Origin of the sequence: Virgibacillus profundi (assembly GCF_002287375.1) — a bacterium.
GTDB lineage: Bacteria > Bacillota > Bacilli > Bacillales > Amphibacillaceae > Virgibacillus_K > Virgibacillus_K profundi.
This window is the reverse complement of record NZ_NPOA01000007.1, coordinates 16,921-42,408: the sequence shown is the minus strand read 5'-3', so window position 1 is coordinate 42,408 and position 25,488 is coordinate 16,921. Positions and strand designations below refer to the sequence as shown.

The following is a 25,488-nucleotide window of genomic DNA, read 5'->3' as shown; positions in this document are numbered from 1 at the left end:
CTATTGTTCGAAAAATAGTCATTAATAACATTAAAAATAGCTCTTACACGTAATGTGTAAGAGCTATTTGACATTTGTATTATACTTCCAGTTTATTACGCAATACCATTTGCAGTATACCGCCATGACGATAATAATCGACTTCAACATCACTGTCAAAACGTGCTACTGCTTTGAATTCGGTAGTTTTACCTGCTTCATCTACTGCAGTAACTTTTACTAGATCATGTGGTTTAACATTTTCATCAACTTCTACATTAAATGTTTCTTTTCCTGTTAAGCCAAGTTTTTCGGCACTTTGTCCTTTTTCAAATTGTAATGGCAGAACACCCATCATTACAAGGTTTGAACGGTGAATTCGCTCAAAGCTTTCAGCGATTACTGTTTTAATGCCTAGTAGGTTCGTACCTTTCGCTGCCCAGTCACGTGATGATCCCATACCGTAATCCTTACCACCCATTACGATCAATCCAGTATCATCTTCTTGGTATTTCATAGCTGCATCATAGATTGGCATTACTTCTTCAGTAGGCCAGTATGTTGTATAGCCACCCTCGGTACCTGGAGCCAGCAGGTTACGGATACGAATGTTGGCAAATGTTCCACGCATCATAATCTCATGGTTACCACGTCGTGAACCATAGGAGTTAAAGTTTCTCGGAGAAACTCCTTTTTCCTGCAAATGTTTTCCTGCAGGCATATCTTTTGCAATCGCACCAGCTGGTGAAATATGGTCAGTTGTTACAGAATCTCCAAACAATCCAATTGCACGAAGATTGTTTAATGGCTTAACTGTTCCTGCCTCTTTTGATAATCCTTCAAAGAATGGAGGATTTTGAATGTACGTTGATTCATTGTCCCATTCAAATAAAGGTTCATCAGTAGTATCGATTTCATTCCATCTCTCATTGGAATCAAAGACATTTTCATATTCTTTACGGAATATTTCAGGTGTAACAACACTTTCCACCTGTCCTTTAATTTCTTCCATTGTTGGCCAGATATCGTTCATATAAACAGCATTTCCATCTTTATCTGTACCTAGTGGCTCCTTCGTAAGATCAATATCAACTGTTCCAGCCAACGCATATGCTACCACTAATGGTGGTGAAGCTAAATAGTTAGCTTTCACTAATGGATGGATACGACCTTCGAAGTTCCTGTTACCGGATAGTACAGAAGAAACAGTCAGATCATCTTTAACAATTGCTTCCTCAATTTCAGGACGCAATGGACCGGAGTTACCGATACATGTTGTACAACCATATCCTACAAGGTTAAATCCTAATTGGTCCAAATAGGACTGTAATCCTGCATCCTCCAGATAACGTGTAACCACTTTAGAACCCGGAGCTAATGATGTTTTGACATAATCAGGAACCTTTAGTCCTTTTTCTATTGCATTTCTTGCAACTAAGCCCGCACCCAGCATAACATAAGGATTTGATGTATTTGTACATGATGTAATTGCAGCAATTGCAAGTCCACCAGTTTTCATCACAGAGGTATTTCCATTTGGATGCTCTATCGATACTTGTTTATCAAATTCTGATTTATCCATACCAAATCCCTGGTTGCCGGAAGGTGCAGTGATTGCTTTATTAAATTCTTTTTGCATATTTGATAAAGCAATCAAATCCTGTGGACGTTTAGGTCCTGCAAGGTTTGGTTCAAGTTCGGAAAGGTTAATTTCCACAAGCTCTGTATATTCAGGATCTGCCTGATCAGAAGAATACCAAAGATCATTTGCTTTAGAATATTGCTCTACTAAATTGATTTGTTCCTCATCCCGTCCTGTTAGACGAAGATAGTTTAAAGATTCTTCATCTACAGGGAAGAACCCACATGTTGCACCATACTCTGGAGCCATATTGGAAATTGTAGCACGATCTGCAAGCGGCATATCCTTTAACCCTGGACCGAAATATTCTACAAATTTACCAACAACATTCTTCTCGCGTAATACTTGTGTTACTTTTAATGCCAAGTCAGTTGCTGTCGTTCCATTTGGGAAGCTTCCAGTAAATTTAACGCCAATAACCTCTGGTGCCGGGAAGTAAGATGGTTGACCAAGCATTCCGGCTTCAGCTTCAATACCACCTACACCCCAACCAAGTACACCAAGGCCATTGATCATTGTTGTATGTGAGTCAGTTCCCACAAGTGTGTCAGGGAATGCATCATATTCACCGTTTTCATTTTCCAGACCATGAACAACATTTGCAATATATTCAAGGTTGACCTGGTGAACAATACCTGTTGCCGGTGGTACAGCACGATAGTTGTCAAAAGCTTTTTGCGCCCAGTTCAGGAATTCATAGCGTTCACCATTTCTTTCAAATTCCAGGTCCATATTTGCTTTTAGTGCATTAGGTGTTCCATATTGATCCACCTGTACAGAGTGGTCAATTACAAGATCAACCGGTACTTCCGGATTGATTTTATCAGGTTCGCCACCCATATCAACCATTGCTTTACGAAGTGATGCAAGATCAACAACTGCAGGAACGCCAGTGAAGTCCTGTAAAATTACACGGGAAGGCTTAAAAGGAACATCTACTCCCTTAACCGCTTCTTTCGTACCCCATTTTGAAAGTGATTTTACATGTTCGTCTTTAATTTGATGACCATCATGCTGACGCACAAGTGATTCCAGAAGAACACGAATAGAGAATGGTAATCGTGAAACTTCACCTAATCCGGCTTCTTCTAAAGCCTTTAGGTGATAATAGTTATACGTTTTTCCATTTAGTTCAAATTGCTTTTTAGCATTAAAAGTATTGCTGTTTCCCATTTAGAAACTACCCCTTTCGATCATACTTAATTTTCTAACCGTATCCCCCAATTGTTTTGGTTGCTTATACGGCATCTCATAAAATATCATTTAAATATTAAAATCTTATACTCTATGAAAGTATAAATATATCTCATCATTATTAATCTTATACGAATTTGATGGAGAAGACAAATGATTCCTCGTTCTATTCATATATTAAAAACTTATGTATTGTGATAACTTTTACTTATCCAAAAGTCTGTATGTAGATATTGTTAATTATAGCAAGATGATTTCATCCAGAAATAAACGCAAAGAATTACTTTTTAGAATTTGGAAAAATGATTCGAAATGTACTCCCCTGACCATCATTATTAACTATCTCCAAAGATCCATCATGTCTCTCAAGTATTTGCTTTGTTATCATAATACCTAATCCAGTTCCGCTTTGCTTTGTAGTAAAAAAAGGTTCACCTAATTTATGTATAATTTCTTCAGGAATACCAGGACCTTCATCAATTATATTGATTTCAACATGTGATTCACACTGTTGAAATTCCAATGTTATATTTCCCGGCTCCACCATCGCTTCAATTGCATTTTTAATTAAATTGATTAAAACTTGCTTTATTTGCGAACGATTGCAATATATAACTCCATCTATGGATTCGTTCTTTATCAGATTAATATTTTTTAATTTTGCCTGAGAATTCAGTAGGGCAACTACATCATCAAACATGGAAGTTACAGACTCGATGTTTCTATTATCTGTTAATGGCTTCGCAATAAATAGAAGTTCAGAGGTTATTGCTTCAATTTTATCTATTTCCTCTATCATTATTTTATAATATTCTTCTTTTCGATTGACGCCCGCCTGTAATAATTGCAAGAAACCTTTTAATGATGTTAAAGGATTTCGGATTTCATGTGCTACACCTGCTGCTAATTGTCCGGCTACAGACATTTTCTCAGACCGTATCATCATTTCCTCCACTTCTTTTTTATCTGTAATATCTTTAAGAATCGAAACAAAGTAAATCTGATTACTGGCACTATCCTTCAATTTTGTTGTTGTGCACCTGGTCCAAATAAACTTCCCCTGCTTATTTAGAATATTAATAGAAAAAGATTGGTCACTATCCTCGTCTTTATCAAAATTTTCTTTTATATAATGAAAATCCTCTGTGGAAATTTTTTCGTACCAAAATGTACCTAGCAGTTCACTTACTTTGTAACCATACAATCTCTCGATTGATTTTGAAATAAAAACGATTTTTCCATCCTGATCCCAAACAGTAATGATGTCATTATTATTTTCATCAATCCAGTTCAATATAAATTGGGGCAATATTGACAATCCAGAAGAAAAATCACGGGCAAGTCTTGCATCAATCCTATTCGGAGTTTGTTTATTTTTATTACAATTCGAGTTATTTCTTTTAAATTCCACCAAAATCCCCCTTTTTCCACAAAATTCGCCAAACCTTTAGTTCTATTTTAATTATATGAAATATACCAATAATTTATGACGCTTGTTTATAAACCCTTAACCCTTTATAATAAGATTTAAGTGAAATTATTAAATTAGTCCAATGATTTCATCGGTTTATCCAATTATTAGTAATACTACTATAACTATGACAAAAAATAAATTAATTATTTCGTTTAATTTAAAGTAATTTTAATCTATACTGCAATTAACGGAAAGATCGGGTGAGAAACATGTCAATAATTGTAGATTATTTAATTATTTTATGGGGATTTTTGCTTATTGGTTTAATGGGTATCGGTGGTTTCTTCATGTTCCGTAAATTTCTCAAGAAAATGCCCAAAGAAGATGGCAAATCCGTAATGGACTGGGAAGAATATTACATGGATCAATCAAAACATATGTGGAATGAGAATGAAAAGCTTCTATTGGAAGAATTAATTTCACCGGTTCCGGAACTTTTCAGAGATGTTGCCAGACATAAAATAGCAAGTAAAATCGGGGAAGTCGCATTGAAAAAAAACGAGGAAATGATAACACAGGAAATTCTGATAGAAGGTTATATTATTGCCACACCAAAACGGGATCATAAATTTCTAAGAAAAAAATTAGCACAAAAAGATATAGATGTTACCCCATATGAACAATTCTTTGATCTATCACAAACTGATTATACTGACAACTGGCAGGATAGTTATAAAAATACGAATTAGAAAAAGCGCTTAAGACTATAAATCTTTAAGCGCTTTTGTTTATGTACGTGAATATTTGCGTTTTTTATCAAGCTGTAAAAACTGATACAGCATGGATAATCTCCAGGTTGCTATCATTCCAAATGCAAGGATGAAAAACATTCCACTCGTCTCCCCAAGTGAAATACTGCTTCCAATCGCTAATTTAACAATAATCCGGAAGAGCAAAAGTCCAAACAGAATAAAAATAAAGGATTTTGATGGAATCAAATAAATTTGCTGATTACGAATTTCAAATTTTGATGTCTTTATTAGAAAAATAGAACATATTATACCAACACTTATTGCTTCAAGAGCCTGTATCCACTTAATTTGGAATTCCGGAAATAAAAACATTAGTGCACCTGTACTCATAAATAATGGTGGCAAAATAATCTTCTTTACAGATGCCGGTTTTTTTGAGGCTTTTAAGCGTACAAATATCATCGTTACAGCCATAAAAGCTGCAACAACTGTACTGGCTACTACCCAAAACATGATAAATCACTCTTCCTTACTCATCTGGTTGTAACAGTTTGATCAAATTCACTTAAAACTCTATCCACCGTTTCAAACACCCGATTTTCATCAAAAGGTTTGACGATAAAATCTTTAGCTCCGGATTCAATTGCTTCGACAACTACTTTTTGTTGTCCCATAGCGGAACATACAATAATTTTCGCATTACTGTCCAGTTCCATAATTTCTTTAATAGCATCAATCCCATTCATCACAGGCATTGTAATATCCATGGTGAATAATTCCGGTTGCAGTTCTTTATATCGTTCAATTGCTTCTTTCCCATTTTCGGCTTCACCAATAATTTCATGATGGCCTTGTTCCAACATTGCTGCCAGGGTTACCCGCATAAATTTAGCATCATCGACTACAAGTATTTTTGCCATACCATTGTTTCCTCCTAATCGTTACTGATCATTTCCGATGGTCAAAATTATCGTAATCATTACACCTACTACGGTAAAATAAACACCAAGATCAAATAGCATTGCTGTTGCCAGCTCAATTTCACCAAAAATTGGCACAGTAAAATAACCAAAAGTTTGCGACATAAATGGAACATCAAATAAAAATGACCCAGCTCCTGTCGCAACAGCAATTGCTAAACCGATTGGAATTAATGTTACAAAATTAATCGGCAGCATCTTGTTTACAGCTTCTATCCCGTAAGACATATACATTAATAGTACAGCCCCTGATGTCATCAACCCACCCACAAATCCGCCACCGGGTGAGTTGTGTCCTGCAAGCAATAAATAAATTGCAAATCCCAATAGGATAAAGGCAATTAATGATGTGGTTGTTCTTAATATAAGATCGTTTGTTTTGTACATTAAAAGCGTTCTCCTTTACAGAGATTGTTTCATCTCTTACAACATGTCTAATCATTAATTATAGTTTATAATAGTTTGAAAATCCATTAAAAACCTTTAAATCCAAACCAGCCTGCCAAAAATGATGTTAGGTCTGTCATCCAGTCAAAGAACAAAGCGATCCCCATGAAAATCATTACATATCCACCAATTTTCACTAATTTAAGACTATGCTTTTTAATCCAGGTAAATTTACCAATAAAGAATGCCAGTAATAAGAATGGAACAGAGAAGCCAAGTATATAGCTAATCATCATAACCATTCCCATATTCGGATCTGTTGCTGCCAATGAAAGCACAATTGCCAGGATTGGTCCCGTACATGGAGTCCAGCCTAATGAGAAGGCCAAACCAATAAGGAATGAACCTGCAAAACCAGCTGGTCTATTTTTAAATGTAATCTTTTTATCCTTCATTAGGAATTTGAAGTTAAATATTCCTACAATGACAAGACCGAAGAAAATTATTAAAATCGCACCGACTTGCCTAATAACATCCCGGTTTGTTAATAAAAACTCCGATATATATGATGTCATAAAGCCCATCATTATAAAAACACTTGAAAAACCGATCAAGAAGAAAATAGTGTGTAATAAAGCCTTTTTATTCATTTTCTTATTATCTTCTTTTATTTCACTTACACTCATTCCTGTGATATAGGATAGAAATGCCGGATAAAGTGGTAATACACAGGGTGAGACAAATGATAAAACTCCTGCACCAAAGGCAAGAAAAATATTAATTTCAGACATAGTAATCCCCCTATTTACGTCGCTACTTTTAGTTTAACAGAAGGAATCCCCAAGGAAAGTAAATGAATATGACAAATATCGGAAACTTTTCTTAGGCTAACATTATATAAGCAATGTAGACAAATCCCCCTTGCTATGATCATAGTAAGGGGGATTATGCAATATTTTTGCTACTTTCCTTGCTGATTATTCATCGAACGCATCATTTGATTGATTTTCTTTTGTGATGGTTTTTGACCCATTTGCATCATTAATGTACGAAGCATTTGCTCATTAATAGGTGGATTCTTTTTTAAATAGCTCATCATATATTTTCTGGCAATGAAAAATCCAAGAGCAACACCAGCGATTAACGCTGCTACAGCAATTAATACTACCCAAATTACATCCATTTAAAGCCTTCCTCCTTCGTGTTGTCTCCTTAAAACATCCACTATAAAGTATAGTAAATTAAAGATGAGAATACAATACTTGTTTCTCCTGATAGTTACTGGAGATGATCACAGGTGAAATCCAACCATAATTGTCTATATTTATCCCTGTAATAAATAATATCGGCTGAAATTTCCTTAGTATTGGAAATAGAATTTCCTCCGCATCCTGTAATGTTTTACAACGAAATTCTAATTGTTTTTCACTAATATGTAAAGAAATAGAAGTCGTATCTTTATAAATTTCAATTCTGGGGCTATTTATTTTAATTAATACCTTTTGTTCTCTATATTGTTTTTTAAAATGTGTAACCAACTTTTTTTCAGAGAAACTATTTGTAATATACTCGAATTGTGTTATAAGATCTATCCTATCCGGATTATTTTGATAATCTCTTAAAAACCGATATAAAATATCACTTTTATGAAAATAATGCTTTGCAACTTCTTCATTTATCCAATACACAGAATAGGTATACATTAGGAATCTCTCCTTTTTATATCCTATTATACGTAATCTATTTCAGAAAAATGTCACATCATATTGCAAAAAAGCACTAGTTTTGTCGAATTCATAGAAAAGGATGGCTCCTTAGAGTGGAACCATCCAAATAGTATTAAATTTTTATTTTACCAATGATTCTACATGCTGAACAACATTATCCACAGTGAATCCGTATTCTTCAATAACTTTTTCACCTTTAGCGGAAGCACCAAATGTATCGATACCTAATACTTTACCATTATCTCCAACATAACGTTCCCATCCGAATGGGGAGGCCATTTCTATCGCAAGACGGCTTTTCACTACTGGTGGTATTACTTCGTTTTTATATGCTTCATCCTGTGCATTAAAACGATCCCATGATGGCATACTCACAACACTTACATCAATTCCTTTTTCTTTTAATGCCTGTTGAGAAGCTACTGCCAATTGAACTTCCGATCCAGTTGCGAGCAGCAATGCATCCGGTGTTTCTTTTTCAGATTTACTAACGACATATGCACCTTTTTTAACACCTTCGTATGCATTTTCTTTCGTACCTTCCAATGTAGGAAGATTTTGTCTTGTAAGCACTAATGCAGTTGGTGTGTCTACTGATTCCAATGCCAGGCGCCATGCAGCCTGTGTTTCATTTCCGTCCGCCGGGCGAATAAGTGATAACCCCGGTATTACACGTAATGCTGCTAGATGTTCAACAGGCTCATGTGTTGGACCATCTTCACCTACAGCAATAGAATCATGTGTAAATACATAAGTAACAGGCGTATTCATGATAGATGCCAAGCGTACTGCTGGTCTTAAGTAATCACTAAACACAAAGAATGTTCCTGCATAAACTTTTAATCCACCGTGTAATGCCATACCATTCAAAGCAGCAGCCATTGCGTGTTCACGAACACCAAACCATACGTTTCGGCCTGCATAGTTTTTACGGGAAAAATCTTCTTCATTATCAATTGTTGTTTTATTTGATCCCGCTAAGTCAGCACTTCCACCAAAGAAATTCGGTACAGCTTTTGCAATTTCATTTAGAACTTTACCCGAAGATGCTCTTGTTGCAAGTGTGTCTTTTTCCGGTTCGAATACTGGCAATTCTTTTTCCCAATCTGCCGGGAGTTCACCCTTCATTGCAAGAGTTAGTTCATTTGCAAGCTCAGGATACTTTTCTTTATAGGATTCTAATAAATGATTCCAGTTATTCTCAGCATCTGAACCATTTTTAACAATTTTCTCGTTAAAATCAGCATATACTTCTTCAGGCACATGGAAATCATCATGTGTCCATTTATAATATTCTTTCGTTAATTTGACTTCATCCCCACCTAAAGGTGCACCATGAGATGCAGCTGAAGCGGATTTATTTGGTGAGCCATATCCGATTACAGTTTTCACTTCGATAAGAGTTGGTTGTTCCGTATTTTCCTGTGCTGCTTTAATTGCATTTCTTAACTCATTTACATCGTTTCCGTCCTCCACACGAAGAACCTGCCATCCGTAAGCTGTAAAGCGTTGTTCAGAGTTATCAGAGAAGGAACGGTTTAATTCACCATCGAGTGAAATATCATTTGAGTCATATAATGCAATCAGTTTCCCTAAACCAAGGTGGCCTGCCAAGGAAGCTGCCTCATGTGAAATACCTTCCATTAAATCACCATCACTAATCAAAGCGTATGTGTAATGATCAACAATGGACATATCATCTTTATTGAATTTTGCACCCAGATGAGCTTCAGCCATAGCCATCCCTACAGACATGGCAATACCTTGACCAAGTGGGCCCGTGGTTGCTTCTACTCCATCTGTATGATTTACTTCCGGATGACCTGGTGTTCTTGAGTCCCATTGACGGAAGTTTTTAAGATCATCAATCGTCACATCATATCCTGATAAATGCAGTAAGCTATATAAAAGCATGGAACCATGACCCGCTGAAAGTACGAAACGGTCTCTATTGAACCATTTTGAGCTTTTTGGATTGTGATTCATAAAGTCTGTCCACAATGTATATGCCATCGGAGCAGCACCCATTGGTAGGCCGGGATGACCTGAATTTGCATTTTCAATTGCATCAATTGATAGAGTACGTATTGTATTAATTGATAGTTGTTCAATGTTTTTTGACATTTATTTATTTCTCCTTTCATTTTTAGAAAATGTGTATCCTTATACATTCTATACTGAAACATCACCTGTCACAAGTCATTGGGATACGGATTATATGACTAAATTTCTACAAATTTAATGCTTTTTGTTTCTTTCCTGTAAATCTTTAACCTTTTGTGGGGTTACATCATTACCCTCTGGATCAATTACTGTCATTGATTTAAATTCATTTTTAAATGAGCTGCGTACATTTTTTAAATATTGTTCACGAAGCTCTTTTTGTTCTTTTTTTTCTTTCGGAGTCAATCCTTCATTTTTTGACTTTTTTGCCAGTGAATTTATCCGTTCCAGTTTTTCTTTTGATATCATATAATTTAACCTCCTGTATAGAGTGAAACTTTTTTCTAGTAAGCTCTGGGCCAAAGGATTAGAGTGCCCATTTAAAAGGGATTATAACACTAAAAAGCAAGAACTATAACAGTTCTTGCTTTTTTATCTTACCTTGCCTGTATATTTTATTCAAGTATTTTGAAACTCCTTATAACGCCTGTTTACTGTTGCCTTTGATACGGAATAACCAAGGCCATTTAATGTATTTGCAATTTCCTCAAAGGTTAAGTTATTTTGTCTTAAACGAACGACTTCATCAATAGGAAAGTCAATTCTTTCTCTTCCAGGGGCTTTATGCTGGTTAGATAGATTCTTCCTAGGCTCGTATCCATCTGCAATTGCCTTTTTCATTCCTCTTCTAATTTTAGCATTATGAATTTTCCTTTGATATTCTTCAACAATACCTACAATTTGCAGAACCATTGAATCTGACTCTGAAAGCTCCAATTCCCCGTTATGGAGCGCAGTATATATAGGTATATTTAATTTCTGCAACTGATGAAATAAAGCAATTTTTGTATTTCCACGGCCCAGTCTGGTTTCATCCTGAATTAATAGACATTCTGCTTTATTCTCTGAAAAACAGTCAAGCATTCGAAAAACACCCTCACGATCTATCTCAAATCCACTCACCTGTTCCTCGATACATTCCACGACGTGAAAATTATATCTTTCCGCCAATTTTATTAACTCTTGTTTCTGTCTGGCTAAGGATGTTTCCTGTGCTTTTTTATCTGTACTGACACGACAATATATAATGGCTTTCAAAATAAGAACCCCTTCACCCAATTTATCCGCTGATTATCATGGAAAAACATAAAAATCCTAAAGTTAATGCAAAGGCAACTAAATAAAATGCATCTGTTTTTGTAATTTTTTCAAACATATTATCTATCCTTCCTTCTTTAAGTTTAGAACCTTTGTTCGATAAATGTAGTATCGCACGAACATATGGTCTTGTCAATAGATTTTCGAACGAATGTTTGCTTTCATTGGAATATGATGGTAAACTATCATTAATAAATCCTATGAGCGAGGTGTTTAATAGATGACTAAACTTTCTAAAAGGCAACAAATGATTCTTGATTTTATTAAAGATCAGGTTAAGGAGAAGGGGTACCCACCATCCGTCCGTGAAATAGCAGTGGCGGTCGGACTTGCTTCAAGCTCTACTGTGCATGGCCATCTTGCCAGAATTGAAAGCAAGGGCTATATAAGGAGAGACCCTACTAAACCGAGAGCTATAGAAATTCTTAATTTATCAGAAGATAGTAACATCCCTAAAGAAGAAGCAAGATATGCTCCGGTAATTGGTAAAGTTACAGCAGGGCTGCCAATTACAGCAGTAGAAAATATTGAGGAATTCATTCCATTACCAGTCTCAAGTGCTGGGCCAGATGATAATCTATTTGTTTTGATTATAGATGGTGAAAGTATGATTGAAGCCGGAATTCTGGATGGAGATATGGTAATAGTGAAACAACAAAACACAGCTGAAAACGGTGATATTGTTGTTGCAATGACAGAAGAAAATGAAGCAACCGTGAAGCGTTTCTTCAAAGAAAAAGATCATATTCGCCTGCAGCCCGAGAACGCCACAATGGAACCTTTAATTTATCAGAATGTAACTATTTTAGGAAAAGTGATTGGGTTGTATAGAAATATCCATTAAAAAAGCTGCCATTTGGCAGCTTTTTATTTATTCCAGTTATAAAATTCACTTTCATCAATATCTATTGCATGAATAAACTCCTGTCCTTGCATTTTCATTATTTCTGATGTAGGGCCAGTAATAACAGCACCATAATGCTTTACTCCTTTTTCCTCCAGATAGCTAATGGCAGAAGATAGCACTTTCGATCTTAAATTATAGTTAATCTCCCTTGTCTGTTTACTGTAATCATTTAGAAAGTAAAGTACTTTCATAAATTGGGTCTGCAGCACTTCAGTATCTCCATATTCAAAATTTGGAGCTGCATAGGATGCTGTTGATTCATTGCCTTCCTTTGTTTCCGATTCTAAAATCCAATCTGACTCTAGCCACATCGGTTCATTTGAGAAACCAATTGGATCATAATTCAGTGCATCTTCCCCTCCCGTATCCACAGGATAAAACAGAATTTCTACGTCATAATCATTAAATAGATTATGCACATCTTCAGTGGAATACATTTGATCAAATGTTATATAAACATTTGAAACAGATACATCTGCAATTTTATCTAATGCAGACCATTCATTGTTTAATTTTTTTTCAGGGATTTCGTGATTCAAATAATAGAATCGCGGCATTTCCGCAGAGTCTACTACGTATTTATCTTCTACAAACAACCGTGAGAAGAAATGTTTTGTCGATAATTCTCCCATTACTCGGTAACCTGAACCAACTTGTTTATCAATTGTATACGTATCATTTTTCGTGAAATAAGGGGAAATGCTACCACTTGAGCCGGATATGCTTATACCTGGCTTGGTAATGTCATAAACTCGCTTGACAACATCATCATAGAGAACCTGCCGATCACCTGTCATAAAAAATAAATTTGTTAATAATGAAGAAATTATCGTAAACAATAAAAAAGCAGCAATGATTGTACCAATCTGTTCCATACGAAGTTTCCATTTGGTTTTTCTTAAGTTTAGTTGTTTAGTTGGTTTCTTATTCTTTCTCTTTCTTTTTACCTCCTCCTGCTGATCATCCATATGTTGCTGGAGTACTTCCAGTTTGTTTAATTCTACTTCAAATTCCTCAGACTCTGATGGAGATAATTCACCCGCCTCAAACTTCCTTAATTTTTCCTTCCACTCATCATCGTTCTTGTTTTCATTCATCCTCAGCACCCCCGACTACTTACACGAAGTTTTTGTCTCGCCCGAAATAATAAAATTTTAAAATAATTAGGTGTGACCTCCAATATTTCTGCCGCTTCTTTATAACTCAAATTATTAAAATCAGCCAGCAATATGGCTTGTTTTTGCTTAACTGGTAATTTATCAAGGCTTAAACGTAAATCATCCAGCATTTCCTTGGATAAATATTGATCTTCAATTGATTTTTCCAATGTTTTAATCTGATGGAAATAGTCCTGTTCTTTTATAACAAATCGTTTATTTTTTCTTAAATAATCAATATATGTATTATGTGCCACCCTAAATAACCATGCTTTTTCATTATCAATTCTACTATCATGCAAAAATATATATGCTCTGTAAAAGGTTTCCTGCGTGATTTCCTCTGATGTGTGATGGTTTTTTGTCAAAGAGAGCAAATAGCGGTATACATCAGTTGCATATTTTTTATGTAATTGTTCGATAAGTGATGCCATTATGCCCCCTCTTTCATTTCTCTATATATAACGTATCAAAAACAGAAACGTTATCATACTTTTATTTTTTCCATAAAAACACCTCTGATTGTATGATATCAGAGGTGTTTTTAAAATTTCATTAGAAAGATGATAATACCTGTATCCTTTAACAAGTTTTTTTATTAAGTTCAAAAACGATTAATCCAAAAAAGTTCGTTCTAAACCTTTAATTCATTGCCTCGTTCTTGATACTTTAGGATTTTGTGGTCATAAATATCCCCGTTATCAAGAATAATCGCTGGACGTAGTATATTGTCCTTCGCTTCTTGCCCTGCCATTATAACCGGCAAATACTTTCTTATCTGTGTACTAATGGATTTGGAAGCCGTTTTGTAGAAGATACTTGGTGTATGATCGACCACATAATGAAGAACACCGTCCACAAAATATACGGGTTGTTCAATCGTCGTTGGTCTGCTCGTTTCAATTCCCATTCCTTCATCACAACTCACATCAATAATCATTGAATCCTGTTTCATTTTCTTTAAATCATTTTTATAAATAATATGGTCTGTGCGGCTCACATCCCATGTAATTGCATTTACAAGTACATCATAATCTCCTGCTTCTTTTCGAAATAAATCTTCTGTTCTCCTGTCATAAACTGTAACTTGTGCACCAAGCCCGATTAAAATTTTATATGCACCGCGTCCAACATTTCCTCTACCTAAAACCGCCACCTTTGTATCATACGGCATTTTTCCGTAACAGCTAAATGCATGCATGATTGCTGCTTCACCGGCAATCTCGTTATTTCTCCAAAATACATGTCTTCCTTCTTCATTCATATCTTCCCAGGCAATACCGGTGAGGCGTTTTGACAAAAATGTATCGGTTAGTTTCCTATTCTGTACTGCATGAATCCAACCAAATACAATTTGTCCATCATGAAGTTGATCAATATAGTCGGCATCCCCGGCTTTCGGATCACAAATTATTTCCTGCTTTAAAACTTCTTCTCTACTAACAACATGGACACCCACGTTTTGCAACATCTCATCAGATATAGCAAACGACTCACCATATCCTTCTTCAAAATATAACTTGTCCCTATGATCCATTTTAGCAATATCATTAAATATCATTGCCTGTCTATGTTCATTTTCTTTACAATTTAATGGAAATCCTACTGTTCTAACCAAATATATCCCTCCAATTAATTTTCAAAGCAAAATTCATCAAGATTTTCTAGCTTTCCCTCGCATTAGCCGGGATGAAAATTATTGCAGTTCAAACATTTAATTGAAGCCTCCCATCACAAAATTACACCTTTGCCAGTCGGCTTCGGCAAGGGTGTAAGTTCTTTCTTTTGAAGTATACCTATCAAGGCATTGGGGCTTGAGCTAATAATTATAGTGGTGAAATAGAGAATTTGGGGAATAGGCCGAAAATTAACTTCTCTTTATTTAGTATAACACACTTACTAACCTTCCATTTTTATGTCACACTAATTAAATTAACAGTGTAGCATTTTTACATATACTCAAAATAATTGTTAGAAAACTTGGCATTCACCAAGCCTTTGGGTGAATGCCTTAGTTGCACTTATGCAGAGAAGAAAGTATTATACTTTCTTCTCTGCGAACAAAAAAATACCGTCCATTTTAATTATAAATGGGCGGTATTTTCAAGTAATCTTTTTAATTTTTAGGGGTGGAGCTCATGTCAAATTTATTAAAAAAGGGAGCAAGAAAATCATACTGTTCCCACTTCCTTTCACAGTTAATTTAAGTTCCTGTTGTTGCAGTTTCTTGATTTAAATTATTATATATACAGCGTCCTTTACCATGTGGTATACACATTGGGGTTCCAAATATTGGATCACAGGCTACGTTACATTTCATTTGAAATACTTCATGAACGAGATTAGGCGTTATAATTGTTTCAGGCTTTCCTTGTGCAAGAACTTTTTTATCTTTGACTGCAATGATATGATGCGCATATCTGCTGGCAAGATTTAAGTCATGCAGCACCATGACAATGGTACGACCGTCTTTCTCATTTAGATCATAAAGTAAATCAAGAACATCAATCTGATGTGCCATATCTAAATAGGTTGTCGGTTCATCGAGTAAAATGATGTCCGTTTCCTGTGCTAATGTTAAGGCAATCCATGCACGTTGGCGTTGTCCACCTGATAATGAATCAACCGTTTGATTACTTAAGGAAAGCGTATTTGTAACTTCGAGCGCATGGTGAACAGCATCTTCATCCTTCGTTGACCATTGTTTAATAAACCCACGGTGTGGATGTCTCCCCTGTTTAACAAGTTCGTATACAGTCAGTCCTTCAGGTGTAATTGGCCCCTGTGGTAGAATAGCTAGCTTTTTTGCTACATCTTTTGATTTCATCTTTGCTATATCTTCACCATTTAAAATAACATTTCCTTCTTTTGGTTTTAATAACCGTGCCAAAGAACGAAGTACCGTAGACTTTCCACAGCCATTTGCACCAATTAATACCGTAATTTCACCTTCAGGAATTACAATATCTATATTGTCAATGATAACCTTATCACCGAAGCCAAGTGTTAAATTCTTTGCATTTAACGTTTGCACTTGAATTCCCTCCCTACATTAGACAATAGCAACAATACATCATAGAATATGTTACTTCTTACCGAATCATTACTACTATCATTGTAGTTTCATCCAGGTTATTAGTCAATGATAATCATTTTCAATTATATTATTTCACTAAATAATTCAGAAGATCATCCATCGTCTTTTCAGATGCTTTTAGCCCTTTATTTGTCCAATTACTGGCATCTTCCAGTATATATATATTTTCATTTTGGGCAGCGGGAATACTTTGCCATACAGTACTTTTTTCTAATGTTTCAATTCCTGACTCTCCTTCAGCAGCTAATAAAAACACATGGTCTGCATCGAGCTCTGAAAGTTTTTCAAGAGATATTGCTTCCCATTGAGGAGCAGCCTCTCCGAGTTCTTCAACAACTGAAGAATAATTTACTCCTAATTTTGAATAAATCAGTTCAGCACTGTGGCGATCTTTTTCGAATAAGAAGAATTTGCCGCCAACTACCCAAATTGCCGCTAAAGTTTCATCACCAATTGCTTCTTCCAATTGGTTACTGACATCCGTAACTTTCTCTTCATAGCCTGCTAATGCTTGTTCTGCTTCGTCTTCTTTTCCGAGCAGTTTACTAAACGTATCTATTTGCTTTTGCCAATCGCTCGTTGTTTCTTCTGTCATCACATAGGTTGGAGCGATTTTACTATAATCTTCATAGGTTCCTTCATAGTTATCTATATTGTTTTCCAGTATAATAAGATCTGGTTCTAAGCTAAGTACTTGCTCTAGTGGAAGCGTCCATTCAATCTTGGGAATATCTTGCAACTCTGGTTCCAAATAATCTTGTAAACTCTCGCCAATTGCCCATTTGGCAACAGGAGTAACACCTAAAGACAATAGGGCATCTTCATGAAACGGTGCAAGAACCCGCTCAGCACCTGCAGGAATCGTTACTTCTCCCATTTCTGAATCAAGTGTAACTTCTGCACTTCCCTCACTTTCTTCCGTCTCATTTCCATCAGATTCCGAATCAGAGGATTCATTTCCACTTCCACAAGCTGTTAGTATAAATAACATGATAAATACTAAACTGAATAAAAGAATATTTTTTTTACAATTGATCTTCAAAACCATCTCTCCTTTATGATATACTTTATTTTATCGATAATGATAATCATTTTCATTTAATAAGTCAATCAAGTTTTTTTACTTTTTACAGAATACATAAGAAAAACAGGAGTAAATCATGCGTTCAATAATTAATCATTCAAATATACTAAAAACAATCATAATTATTATGGCACTCCTTGCAATTTTCATATCAATTGGTATTTCCATCACCTTTGGTACAACTGATATTGATTTTGAAACCATCTGGCAGGCTATCTTTCATTTCAATCAAAATGATACATCACATCAAGTGATTCAGGAATTACGTTTACCTCGTGCATTATCAGCAGCATTGGTTGGCGCTGCTCTCGCAGTGTCCGGGGCAATCATGCAAGGGATGACTCGAAATCCTCTTGCCTCCCCTTCGATTATGGGGGTTACAGATGGTGCCGCATTCGCACTGGTAATTGTGTTGGCCTTTATGCCAACTATGTCGAATATGGGGGGCATGTTTGCTTCGTTTCTTGGTGCCGGGTTTGCAGTTTCCATCATATTTGTGATAGGTACTCGTTCTGCCGGAGGGTTGACGCCTGTTAAATTAGCATTAGCAGGTGTTGCAATGGGGGCTATTTTACGATCGATCTCTTCCATTATCTCATTACATTTTCAATTAGAAAGAGAAATGGGATTTTGGTTGGCAGGAGGACTGGATGGAACAACCTGGACATCCGTTCAAATCCTTTTGATTGCAGGAGTCATTGGACTCATTGTCGCACTATTTATTTCTAAATCGATTACTTTACTGGGTTTAGGTGAAGACATTGCAACCGGATTAGGGCAAAGTAATATTTTAATCAAAATCCTTGGCATTGTTTCTGTTCTCATCTTAACCGGAGCGGCTGTTTCAATTGCTGGTGCTGTCGGGTTTGTCGGCCTTATTGTGCCACATATTACTAGATTTATTATGGGGACGGACTATCAGTGGATTATTCCATCAACAGCTATATTCGGTGCATTACTACTCGTTTTATCTGATCTTGTATCAAGACTTGTTAATGCTCCATTTGAAACACCTGTGGGGGCAATTACTTCACTTATTGGTGTACCATTCTTCCTTTATTTGGCTCGTGGTAGTGGAGGTGGAAAATAATGAATACTTCTCAAAGTAAAAAACAGAAGAAATTTTTATGGATAAGCGTATTATTAATTGTATTAATGATTCTCATGTTTTTTATTAGTTTAAACACAGGAGTAATTCACATCTCTCCTGGCGTGGTATTAAATACACTATTAAATAATGGTTCCGACAGGCAGGAACTAGTTTTATTTGATTTTCGTTTACCGGGGATCATCCTGGCATTACTAATTGGCGCTGGATTAGCTGTTTCAGGTGTCATTTTACAAGGAATAACACAAAACGAACTTGCAGATCCCGGAATTTTAGGAATAAATACTGGTGCAGGTCTTGCCGTTGTCTTATTTATCTTCTTTTTCCAGGATAGTTTATCTATTTCGAATTCATTGTCTATTTTTTTAATGCCTTTTGCTGCTTTATTTGGCGCTTTCCTTGCAGCATTACTAATATATGTGCTGGCATGGAAAAAAGGAGTAAATTCCATTCGACTTGTTCTAGTAGGAATTGGTGTAAATGCAGGATTTAGTGCCTTGTTAACCATTTTGCAGCTGAAGATGGATCCACAAAATTTTAGGCAAGTGACTGTTTGGCTGGCAGGGGATATATGGAATGCAAATTGGACCTTTGTAATGGCATTATTACCATGGATGATCATCCTTATTCCAATGGCATTGTACATGGCAAATAAATTAAATGTCTTTAGCCTTGGGGATGAAATCGCATCTGGACTGGGAACAAGTGTTGAACGGGAAAGAGCGGGATTATTACTTATTGCAGTTGCACTTGCAGGAGCTTCTGTTGCAGCTGGTGGAGCAATTGCCTTCCTGGGATTAGTAGTTCCACATATAGCAAGAAAATTAGTTGGTCCAATACACCAATTAATTATTCCGATATCAGCACTAATCGGTGCCCTACTTTTAATGGTCGCTGAAACTATTGGTAAAAATATACTAGCACCAACCCAAATCCCTGTTGGTATTGTTGTAGCCATATTAAGTGCACCATATTTTATCTATTTATTAATGAAATCAAAATAATCATATTGGGGGGGTTCCTATGCAAGAGCAAACTGAACTTTTCGATGTGACCATTATTGGTGGCGGACCTGTTGGATTATTCACAGCATTTTATAGTGGCATGCGAGAAATGAAAACAAAAATTATAGAATTCCTACCCTATCTAGGTGGTAAAGTTCAATATTTCTATCCAGAAAAAATAATCCGCGATATTGGAGGAATTCCTCAAATTTCAGGAGAAAAATTCACTCAGGATCTTATTGAACAAGCAATGACTTTTGAGCCATCTATTGTTCTGGGAGAACAGGTCACGGAAACTGAAAGACTGGAAGATGGCACGTTTTGTTTAACAAGCAGCAATGGTTCAAAGCATTATACAAAAACAATCATACTAGCAACTGGCTTTGGTATATTAAAATCAGTTAAACTCGACCTTCCGGGTGCGGACGAATATGAAGAAAAAAGTCTTCATTATTCCATTAAAAGGATCTCCGGTTATAAAGGAAAACATGTACTTATTTCCGGTGGTGGAAACAGTGCGGTTGATTGGGCTAATCAGCTGGAAGACATTGCTGAAAAAGTTACATTAATTTACCGTAAACCCGTATTTACAGGTATAGAAAGCAATGTGACAAAGATGATGAATTCTACCATCAATGTATTAAACCCATACGAAATTGATGAAATAAAAGGAATAAATGGTCAGGTTAAAAGCGTAGTTATTAAACAAACCGACAAGGAAAATCGCAAAGAAATCATGACCGATAACATTATTGTCAATCATGGATTCCAAATTACGCTTGGACCAATTGCCGAATGGGGCATGGAAATGAAAGATGGTACGATTCTTGTAGATGATTCGATGGCTACATCCATTCCCGGGATATTTGCCATTGGAGACATTTCCAACTATCCTAGCAAGTTGAATTTGATTGCTGGCGGGTTTAATGAAGGCCCTATCGCAGTAAACCAGGCGAAAAGATACATAGCGCCGAAGCAACCTTTAACGCACTTATATTCTACTAATTATGAAGCCTTTAACGGACAGTAAAAGGCTAGGGAGACAAGTTCCTTTGTTCCCCTCACCTGCTTCACTTCTAAATATAGGTGAGTTTTAATTACTGTCAATGTTTATTAATATGAATTAAAAAGCTGATGGTTTCTTTCGGCATGTTAATCGCGTTTATCATGCCCGATAAAAATGAGAAATAACCCCTCATGTGCTGCCCAAGGCCATTTTGAGGGATTATTTCCTTAAATATCCGCCTTCCCCTCTTCATGGGGTTGGTCTATTGTACCGTTCCATATTACCAGCATGGGACAGTTTTTAATATTGTATGATTATATATATTTATTATACTACGATTCAGCAACTTGTACACCATCAAGATATTTATTCAAACTTTTTAATGTTGCTGCCGGATTTCCTGCCGCTAGCTCCTCTACTATTTAATCTGATTCAAAACCGGCTTCATACTTCTTCGGTATTGGTCTCCCCCACATTTTCTTCAGTATAAAGCTCAATATAAACAGGATAATGGTTCCTGATACAAGAGCCAACACGGAAGATTCCGTGATTCCCGCTATCAGGAAGGCAACCACACTGCTGACACCAGCGGTAACCGCATATGGTATCTGTGTGTTCACATGGTCAATATGGTCACTTGAAGACCCTGCTGACGATAGAATCGTTGTATCTGAAATCGGTGAACAATGATCCCCGAAAATACCACCGCTGAATACAGCTGCGATAGCCAGGTATAAGGAAATATCCATCGAAACAGCGAGCGGCATCGCGATCGGAATCATAATCGCAAATGTCCCGTATGATGTTCCGGTAGTAAATGCAACAATGGAGGCAACCACAAATATTAAAAATGGAATGATCGCCGGCGATGTCGTCTGGGTAGCAAAATTAACAAGATATTCTGCTGTTCCAAGCTCTGACGTCACACTACCAATCGACCACGCTAGCGCCAATATTATATATACAAGCGTCATGCTGCGAAAACCGGTCACAATAATGGACATTGCTTCTTTAAATGAATACAGTTTCTGTTGCATACCCATAATCAATGCCACAAGACCTGCTGCAAAAGCTGCAATTAAAATGGAAGTTGCTCCATCCGCTTCACCGAAAGCTGTGACAAAGTCCTGTTCCGGGTAACCTCCTGTCCAAAGGAATAATGGAGGAATCAAACCGAGCAGTACAATAAGCGGTACAACCATATTTCTTATTTTTGGCGTGTGCCCTTCCGGCATTTCCACATCCATCATCTCCGTATCGGATGGCGGCTGTGCTCCATCACGAAGAAGTTTGCCGGAAGTTCTTGCACGGTATTCGGCCTGGGCCATCGGACCAAAATCCCATTTCAGGAAAATAATGAATAAATTATTTAACCGTTCTGTCATCGTATTTTTAACTATGTTATTAATCGTTGGAACATTCCCCCAGACAGGATCAGCTAAGAAGTATGAAACAGATTATGATAAGTATGATTTAGTTGCGACAGCCAATGGAGGAATGGTTTCCACATCACATCCATTAGCTTCCGCAGTTGGTGCTGATATTTTAAAAAAGGTGGTAATGCGATTGATGCAGCCATTGCCATTCAATTTGCACTGAACGTTACTGAACCAATGATGACCGGAATCGGCGGAGGTGGTTTCATGATGGTATATGATGGAGAAACAGAGGAAACCACAATCGTCAATAGTCGGGAAAGAGCTCCAGCTGGCGCAACACCAGATATGTTTTTAGACGAGGATGGCAACTCGATTCCTTTCCGTGAACGGGTTCGACAAGGAACTGCTGTCGGTGTACCAGGTACACTCAAGGGGCTTGAGGAAGCTCATGACAGATGGGGCACCCGTCCATTTCAGCAATTAATCAGGCCAGCAATAAAGCTTGCAAAAAAAGGTTTTCCAGTTGACAGTGTTCTCGCTGATGCCATTGAAAATAATCAGGACAAACTTATGCAAAGTGCTGCAGCAGAAGTATTTTTATCAGATGGGGAACCACTGAAAGAAGGAGAGCTTCTAGTTCAGGAGGACCTTGCCAATACATTTAAGCAAATACGTTCTCATGGGGCCGATGCTTTCTATCATGGAGAAATTGCTGATGCATTAGCCTCAACGGTACAAGAATTTGGCGGATCCATGACTTCTGAAGACCTGGAAGACTATGATGTTACCATTGAGAAACCAATTTGGGGTGAATATCAGGGATATGATATTGCCAGCATGCCACCTCCAAGCTCAGGTGGTGTTTTCCTATTGCAGATGCTGGGTATTCTGGATGATTTTGACTTATCTCAATATGATATAAAGTCCTGGAAAAAATACCATCTGCTTGCTGAAACGATGCATCTCGCATATGCAGATCGTGCAGCCTATGCAGGTGACCCTGAATTCGTAGATGTTCCACTTAACGGGCTTCTTCATCCGGATTATATTGAAGAGCGTCAATCTCTAATTGATTTAAACTCTGTCAATGAAAACCCAACTGCAGGGGATCCATGGCAATATGAAGAAGAAATGCCTGACTATGAGCCAACCGAACAGCCAAATGATCGTGAGTATGGAGAAACAACTCATTTCAGTGTAACAGACCGTTTTGGAAATGTTGTATCCTATACGACAACAATCGAACAAGTCTTCGGTACAGGTATCATGGTGCCTGGTCATGGCTTCATGCTGAATAATGAATTAACCGATTTCGACGCTATTCCCGGAGGAGCAAATGAGGTCCAGCCAAACAAACGTCCATTAAGCAGTATGACACCAACTATCGTTTATGAAGATGACAAGCCAATTTTAACAGTAGGATCACCAGGCGGGCCGACCATTATCACATCTGTCCTGCAAACAATTATCAATACGATTGAATACAACATGGAGCTGGAGGATGCAATTGTAGAACCACGTATATATTCCAACAACTTAAATTCCTATCGCTATGAAGATGGCATTCCTGGAAGTGTTCTCGATGAACTGAATGGAATGGGACATAGCTTCGGAACCAATCCTGTTACCATTGGAAATGTACAAAGTATACTCATTGATCATGATACCGGAATGTTTAAAGGGGTAGCAGACTTCCGTAGAGATGGTGCAGCAATTGGAGTTGAATGGAAAGGAAAGGGAAAAGAAAAATAATAAAATTGCAGTGCGAATTATTTAAAGTTCGCACTGCTTTTTTCTAAAAATGCTTTGATAGTAATTATAATCATTCACTGTAAACTATGCGTAAGAGTCTGGGATTGATAAAGAGAACAGATGATCTACACAATGGGAAGCAACAATCAAAATAATTAATAATGATTTATACTATTAGGATGGTATTTGCGTGGAGAGCCATGGTAGTTTTTCAGTGGCCTATTTATTCATCGTACGGAGTATTTCAAGCTGTAGCAAACCAGACATAAATCTGACTCCAGGTCAAGAGTCCGTGCTGAAGCAGATTCTGATCAAGATCAAGACCAGGATCAGGAACAAAGTTTTGATGTTTAATATTCGAAGTGGGATCATCCATCCCACTTTGAAATTACTTTTCAAACCTAAAGGGGTATGTCTATGGATAGTTCAAAAGATAATCTGATATCATTAGAGAACTTCAGAAAGGTTTTATCTACTGATACTAGTTTAAATGAATCATTAATCCGTCAAAGCGGAAATTCTGATGTTGATGTAAGTGTACAGGTGGATACAACTCCGATTGCATTCGCAATGCTATGTTCCCTTCTAGCTACGAAACAGCTTTCAAATAGTGAGTTTGAATCAGCTGTTCGAAAATTGGAAGAATTAACAGATAACAAAAAGTTTCATTCTTCAAGAGAAAAGAACGATATTTCTACAGCTAAATTATTCAATGATAGAAAACGGAGAAGGTGATTGTTTTAACCTTATTCGTTTTATTTAAGCGTAGAAGTCCAAAAGATTATTTTCTGCTTTTGGTGTATTTCCCTTGCTTGAATTATATATGACTACAAATAACTTGCTAACTTATATTTTACGATAAAGAAAAAGAATCTATCTTGAAAAAAATGATTTAAATGGATTCTTCTGATCTACTGATTTGCAACATAGTGAATGTTCATCACTTTATTGATTGCATTGGAACAAAAGAAATGGCCTAACACGTGAGCCATGATCTACTTACCAATCCCCTCGTTTACCCTTTTCTTCTCACTATGATTTCCCGTGTTACAAGATGAATATTCTGAATTTGTAAATTCAGTCCTTCTGACAAACTCAGGTCAGGTTTTGTAAACACTGATGCATAATGGCACCATTCAATATGACCTAAAAGCAAAACCCATGTTTGTGGCTTAGCGTATCTCTTTTCTTTTTAGCCCTTATCAACGTGCTTTTTGAAAATCCTGTACTTTCCTCTACCTGTTTATAAGAATGGTTTTTTAATAAATCTAGAGCATTATCGATATGTTTCCTCTTAAATTTATTTGGTCTTCCTTCTCTAAATTCATGCTTTTGCCTTGCTATCGCTTTTCATTCTTGTCGTTCTACGATCATATCTCTTTCAAATTCAGCAAAGGCAAGCATGACACTCAATATTAAACGTCCTGTTGGTGTATCTTCTACAAGACCCATGTTCAGGACATGTACCTTTACACCTTTTTCAAATAGTTCTTTAACGGTATTAATTCCATCAGCTATTGATCGAGAGTGCGTGAAGAATAAAGCCTCGGTAACATACACTGCATAATAGTGGCTGGCCAAAATTAGATAGCTATTGA

Annotated in this window: 23 protein-coding genes and 2 pseudogenes; 7 read left to right on the top strand and 18 right to left on the bottom strand. The window is 36.6% G+C overall.

What is annotated here, in order from left to right:
• Positions 1 to 79 precede the first annotated feature (79 nt).
• The gene (acnA, locus tag CIL05_RS10990) at positions 80 to 2,794 is read right to left on the bottom strand and encodes an aconitate hydratase AcnA (protein WP_095655585.1); all 2,715 of its coding nucleotides are present in this window, start codon (positions 2,792 to 2,794) and stop codon (positions 80 to 82) included.
• Positions 2,795 to 3,095: 301 nt separating this feature from the next.
• A complete protein-coding gene (locus CIL05_RS10985; protein WP_240510174.1) occupies positions 3,096 to 4,226 on the bottom strand; it encodes an ATP-binding protein in 1,131 nt (376 codons plus the stop codon).
• Positions 4,227 to 4,498: 272 nt separating this feature from the next.
• Here CIL05_RS10985 and CIL05_RS10980 point away from each other — a divergent pair, with 272 nt between their 5' ends.
• Positions 4,499 to 4,978 carry a DUF2621 family protein gene (locus CIL05_RS10980; RefSeq protein WP_095655584.1) on the top strand — a complete coding sequence of 160 codons (480 nt, stop codon included), beginning with the start codon at positions 4,499 to 4,501 and terminating at the stop codon, positions 4,976 to 4,978.
• Positions 4,979 to 5,017: 39 nt separating this feature from the next.
• On the opposite strand, the gene CIL05_RS10975 is transcribed toward CIL05_RS10980, so the two are convergent.
• The 9 genes from CIL05_RS10975 to CIL05_RS10935 all read right to left on the bottom strand — a co-directional run bounded on the left by CIL05_RS10975 (position 5,018) and on the right by CIL05_RS10935 (position 11,336).
• Entirely contained in the window at positions 5,018 to 5,494 is a 477-nt protein-coding gene (locus tag CIL05_RS10975; RefSeq protein WP_095655583.1) for a CcdC family protein, read from the bottom strand.
• A gap of 20 nt (positions 5,495 to 5,514) precedes the next feature.
• Entirely contained in the window at positions 5,515 to 5,901 is a 387-nt protein-coding gene (locus CIL05_RS10970) for a response regulator (protein WP_095655582.1), read from the bottom strand.
• 21 nt (positions 5,902 to 5,922) lie between these two features.
• Positions 5,923 to 6,348, bottom strand: coding sequence for a Na(+)/H(+) antiporter subunit B (locus tag CIL05_RS10965; protein ID WP_095655581.1), 426 nt, complete (start codon positions 6,346 to 6,348; stop codon positions 5,923 to 5,925).
• 86 nt (positions 6,349 to 6,434) lie between these two features.
• On the bottom strand, positions 6,435 to 7,139 hold the full coding sequence (locus tag CIL05_RS10960) for a cytochrome c biogenesis CcdA family protein (protein ID WP_095655580.1): 705 nt from the start codon (positions 7,137 to 7,139) through the stop codon (positions 6,435 to 6,437).
• A gap of 170 nt (positions 7,140 to 7,309) precedes the next feature.
• The gene (locus tag CIL05_RS10955) at positions 7,310 to 7,531 is read right to left on the bottom strand and encodes a YneF family protein (RefSeq protein ID WP_095655579.1); all 222 of its coding nucleotides are present in this window, start codon (positions 7,529 to 7,531) and stop codon (positions 7,310 to 7,312) included.
• Positions 7,532 to 7,589: 58 nt separating this feature from the next.
• Positions 7,590 to 8,051 (bottom strand): sporulation inhibitor of replication protein SirA, encoded by a 462-nt coding sequence (sirA, locus tag CIL05_RS10950; protein WP_095655578.1) that lies wholly within the window; start codon positions 8,049 to 8,051, stop codon positions 7,590 to 7,592.
• 144 nt (positions 8,052 to 8,195) lie between these two features.
• Positions 8,196 to 10,199, bottom strand: a complete 2,004-nt coding sequence (gene tkt, locus CIL05_RS10945; protein ID WP_095655577.1) for a transketolase — start codon at positions 10,197 to 10,199, stop codon at positions 8,196 to 8,198.
• A gap of 114 nt (positions 10,200 to 10,313) precedes the next feature.
• Entirely contained in the window at positions 10,314 to 10,547 is a 234-nt protein-coding gene (locus CIL05_RS10940) for a DUF896 domain-containing protein (protein ID WP_095655576.1), read from the bottom strand.
• 150 nt (positions 10,548 to 10,697) lie between these two features.
• Entirely contained in the window at positions 10,698 to 11,336 is a 639-nt protein-coding gene (locus CIL05_RS10935) for a YneB family resolvase-like protein (RefSeq protein ID WP_095655575.1), read from the bottom strand.
• A gap of 280 nt (positions 11,337 to 11,616) precedes the next feature.
• Between CIL05_RS10935 and lexA the strand changes: the two genes are divergently transcribed.
• Complete coding sequence (gene lexA, locus CIL05_RS10930) at positions 11,617 to 12,240, top strand: transcriptional repressor LexA (RefSeq protein WP_095655574.1); 624 nt, start codon at positions 11,617 to 11,619, stop codon at positions 12,238 to 12,240.
• Between the two features lie 23 nt (positions 12,241 to 12,263).
• Here the strand turns inward: lexA and CIL05_RS10925 are convergent, their stop codons facing one another.
• From CIL05_RS10925 to CIL05_RS10905, 5 genes are all read right to left on the bottom strand, one after another.
• Positions 12,264 to 13,400 (bottom strand): anti-sigma factor, encoded by a 1,137-nt coding sequence (locus CIL05_RS10925; RefSeq protein WP_095655573.1) that lies wholly within the window; start codon positions 13,398 to 13,400, stop codon positions 12,264 to 12,266.
• A 2-nt stretch (positions 13,401 to 13,402) separates the two neighbouring features.
• Positions 13,403 to 13,894: an RNA polymerase sigma factor gene (locus CIL05_RS10920; protein ID WP_095655572.1), complete on the bottom strand. Its 492-nt coding sequence runs from the start codon at positions 13,892 to 13,894 to the stop codon at positions 13,403 to 13,405.
• Positions 13,895 to 14,094: 200 nt separating this feature from the next.
• Complete coding sequence (locus CIL05_RS10915; RefSeq protein ID WP_095655571.1) at positions 14,095 to 15,078, bottom strand: N(5)-(carboxyethyl)ornithine synthase; 984 nt, start codon at positions 15,076 to 15,078, stop codon at positions 14,095 to 14,097.
• A gap of 585 nt (positions 15,079 to 15,663) precedes the next feature.
• Positions 15,664 to 16,494 carry an ABC transporter ATP-binding protein gene (locus CIL05_RS10910; protein WP_095655570.1) on the bottom strand — a complete coding sequence of 277 codons (831 nt, stop codon included), beginning with the start codon at positions 16,492 to 16,494 and terminating at the stop codon, positions 15,664 to 15,666.
• A gap of 130 nt (positions 16,495 to 16,624) precedes the next feature.
• Positions 16,625 to 17,599 (bottom strand): iron-hydroxamate ABC transporter substrate-binding protein, encoded by a 975-nt coding sequence (locus CIL05_RS10905; protein ID WP_240510173.1) that lies wholly within the window; start codon positions 17,597 to 17,599, stop codon positions 16,625 to 16,627.
• 118 nt (positions 17,600 to 17,717) lie between these two features.
• Here CIL05_RS10905 and CIL05_RS10900 point away from each other — a divergent pair, with 118 nt between their 5' ends.
• From CIL05_RS10900 to CIL05_RS10890, 3 genes are read left to right on the top strand one after another with little or no spacing between them, the layout of a single operon-like run.
• The gene (locus tag CIL05_RS10900) at positions 17,718 to 18,731 is read left to right on the top strand and encodes a FecCD family ABC transporter permease (protein WP_095655568.1); all 1,014 of its coding nucleotides are present in this window, start codon (positions 17,718 to 17,720) and stop codon (positions 18,729 to 18,731) included.
• Positions 18,731 to 19,753, top strand: a complete 1,023-nt coding sequence (locus tag CIL05_RS10895; protein WP_095655567.1) for a FecCD family ABC transporter permease — start codon at positions 18,731 to 18,733, stop codon at positions 19,751 to 19,753. Before CIL05_RS10900 ends, CIL05_RS10895 begins: the two co-directional genes overlap by 1 nt.
• A gap of 19 nt (positions 19,754 to 19,772) precedes the next feature.
• Positions 19,773 to 20,783 (top strand): NAD(P)/FAD-dependent oxidoreductase, encoded by a 1,011-nt coding sequence (locus CIL05_RS10890; RefSeq protein ID WP_095655566.1) that lies wholly within the window; start codon positions 19,773 to 19,775, stop codon positions 20,781 to 20,783.
• A gap of 398 nt (positions 20,784 to 21,181) precedes the next feature.
• On the opposite strand, the gene CIL05_RS10885 is transcribed toward CIL05_RS10890, so the two are convergent.
• A complete protein-coding gene (locus tag CIL05_RS10885; protein WP_240510172.1) occupies positions 21,182 to 22,087 on the bottom strand; it encodes a Na+/H+ antiporter NhaC family protein in 906 nt (301 codons plus the stop codon).
• A gap of 28 nt (positions 22,088 to 22,115) precedes the next feature.
• On the opposite strand from CIL05_RS10885, the pseudogene ggt reads away from it, so the two are divergent.
• Together ggt and CIL05_RS10875 are read left to right on the top strand one after the other, a co-directional pair.
• Positions 22,116 to 23,890, top strand: a pseudogene (ggt, locus tag CIL05_RS10880) (gamma-glutamyltransferase).
• 417 nt (positions 23,891 to 24,307) lie between these two features.
• Positions 24,308 to 24,625 carry a hypothetical protein gene (locus CIL05_RS10875; protein WP_240510171.1) on the top strand — a complete coding sequence of 106 codons (318 nt, stop codon included), beginning with the start codon at positions 24,308 to 24,310 and terminating at the stop codon, positions 24,623 to 24,625.
• Between the two features lie 411 nt (positions 24,626 to 25,036).
• Here the strand turns inward: CIL05_RS10875 and CIL05_RS10870 are convergent.
• Positions 25,037 to 25,417 (bottom strand): annotated as a pseudogene (locus tag CIL05_RS10870) (recombinase family protein); the annotation flags it as partial.
• Positions 25,418 to 25,488 lie beyond the last annotated feature (71 nt).

Excerpts from the sequence above, each read along its gene's own strand:
- acnA (WP_095655585.1), bottom strand. The coding sequence starts at position 2,794 with ATGGGAAACAGCAATACTTTTAATGCTAAAAAGCAATTTGAACTAAAT.
- CIL05_RS10980 (WP_095655584.1), top strand. The coding sequence starts at position 4,499 with ATGTCAATAATTGTAGATTATTTAATTATTTTATGGGGATTTTTGCTT.
- CIL05_RS10975 (WP_095655583.1), bottom strand. The coding sequence starts at position 5,494 with ATGTTTTGGGTAGTAGCCAGTACAGTTGTTGCAGCTTTTATGGCTGTA.
- CIL05_RS10970 (WP_095655582.1), bottom strand. The coding sequence starts at position 5,901 with ATGGCAAAAATACTTGTAGTCGATGATGCTAAATTTATGCGGGTAACC.
- CIL05_RS10965 (WP_095655581.1), bottom strand. The coding sequence starts at position 6,348 with ATGTACAAAACAAACGATCTTATATTAAGAACAACCACATCATTAATT.
- CIL05_RS10960 (WP_095655580.1), bottom strand. The coding sequence starts at position 7,139 with ATGTCTGAAATTAATATTTTTCTTGCCTTTGGTGCAGGAGTTTTATCA.
- CIL05_RS10955 (WP_095655579.1), bottom strand. The coding sequence starts at position 7,531 with ATGGATGTAATTTGGGTAGTATTAATTGCTGTAGCAGCGTTAATCGCT.
- sirA (WP_095655578.1), bottom strand. The coding sequence starts at position 8,051 with ATGTATACCTATTCTGTGTATTGGATAAATGAAGAAGTTGCAAAGCAT.
- tkt (WP_095655577.1), bottom strand. The coding sequence starts at position 10,199 with ATGTCAAAAAACATTGAACAACTATCAATTAATACAATACGTACTCTA.
- CIL05_RS10940 (WP_095655576.1), bottom strand. The coding sequence starts at position 10,547 with ATGATATCAAAAGAAAAACTGGAACGGATAAATTCACTGGCAAAAAAG.
- lexA (WP_095655574.1), top strand. The coding sequence starts at position 11,617 with ATGACTAAACTTTCTAAAAGGCAACAAATGATTCTTGATTTTATTAAA.
- CIL05_RS10925 (WP_095655573.1), bottom strand. The coding sequence starts at position 13,400 with ATGAATGAAAACAAGAACGATGATGAGTGGAAGGAAAAATTAAGGAAG.
- CIL05_RS10920 (WP_095655572.1), bottom strand. The coding sequence starts at position 13,894 with ATGGCATCACTTATCGAACAATTACATAAAAAATATGCAACTGATGTA.
- CIL05_RS10900 (WP_095655568.1), top strand. The coding sequence starts at position 17,718 with ATGCGTTCAATAATTAATCATTCAAATATACTAAAAACAATCATAATT.
- CIL05_RS10895 (WP_095655567.1), top strand. The coding sequence starts at position 18,731 with ATGAATACTTCTCAAAGTAAAAAACAGAAGAAATTTTTATGGATAAGC.
- CIL05_RS10890 (WP_095655566.1), top strand. The coding sequence starts at position 19,773 with ATGCAAGAGCAAACTGAACTTTTCGATGTGACCATTATTGGTGGCGGA.
- CIL05_RS10885 (WP_240510172.1), bottom strand. The coding sequence starts at position 22,087 with ATGGCCCAGGCCGAATACCGTGCAAGAACTTCCGGCAAACTTCTTCGT.
- CIL05_RS10875 (WP_240510171.1), top strand. The coding sequence starts at position 24,308 with ATGGATAGTTCAAAAGATAATCTGATATCATTAGAGAACTTCAGAAAG.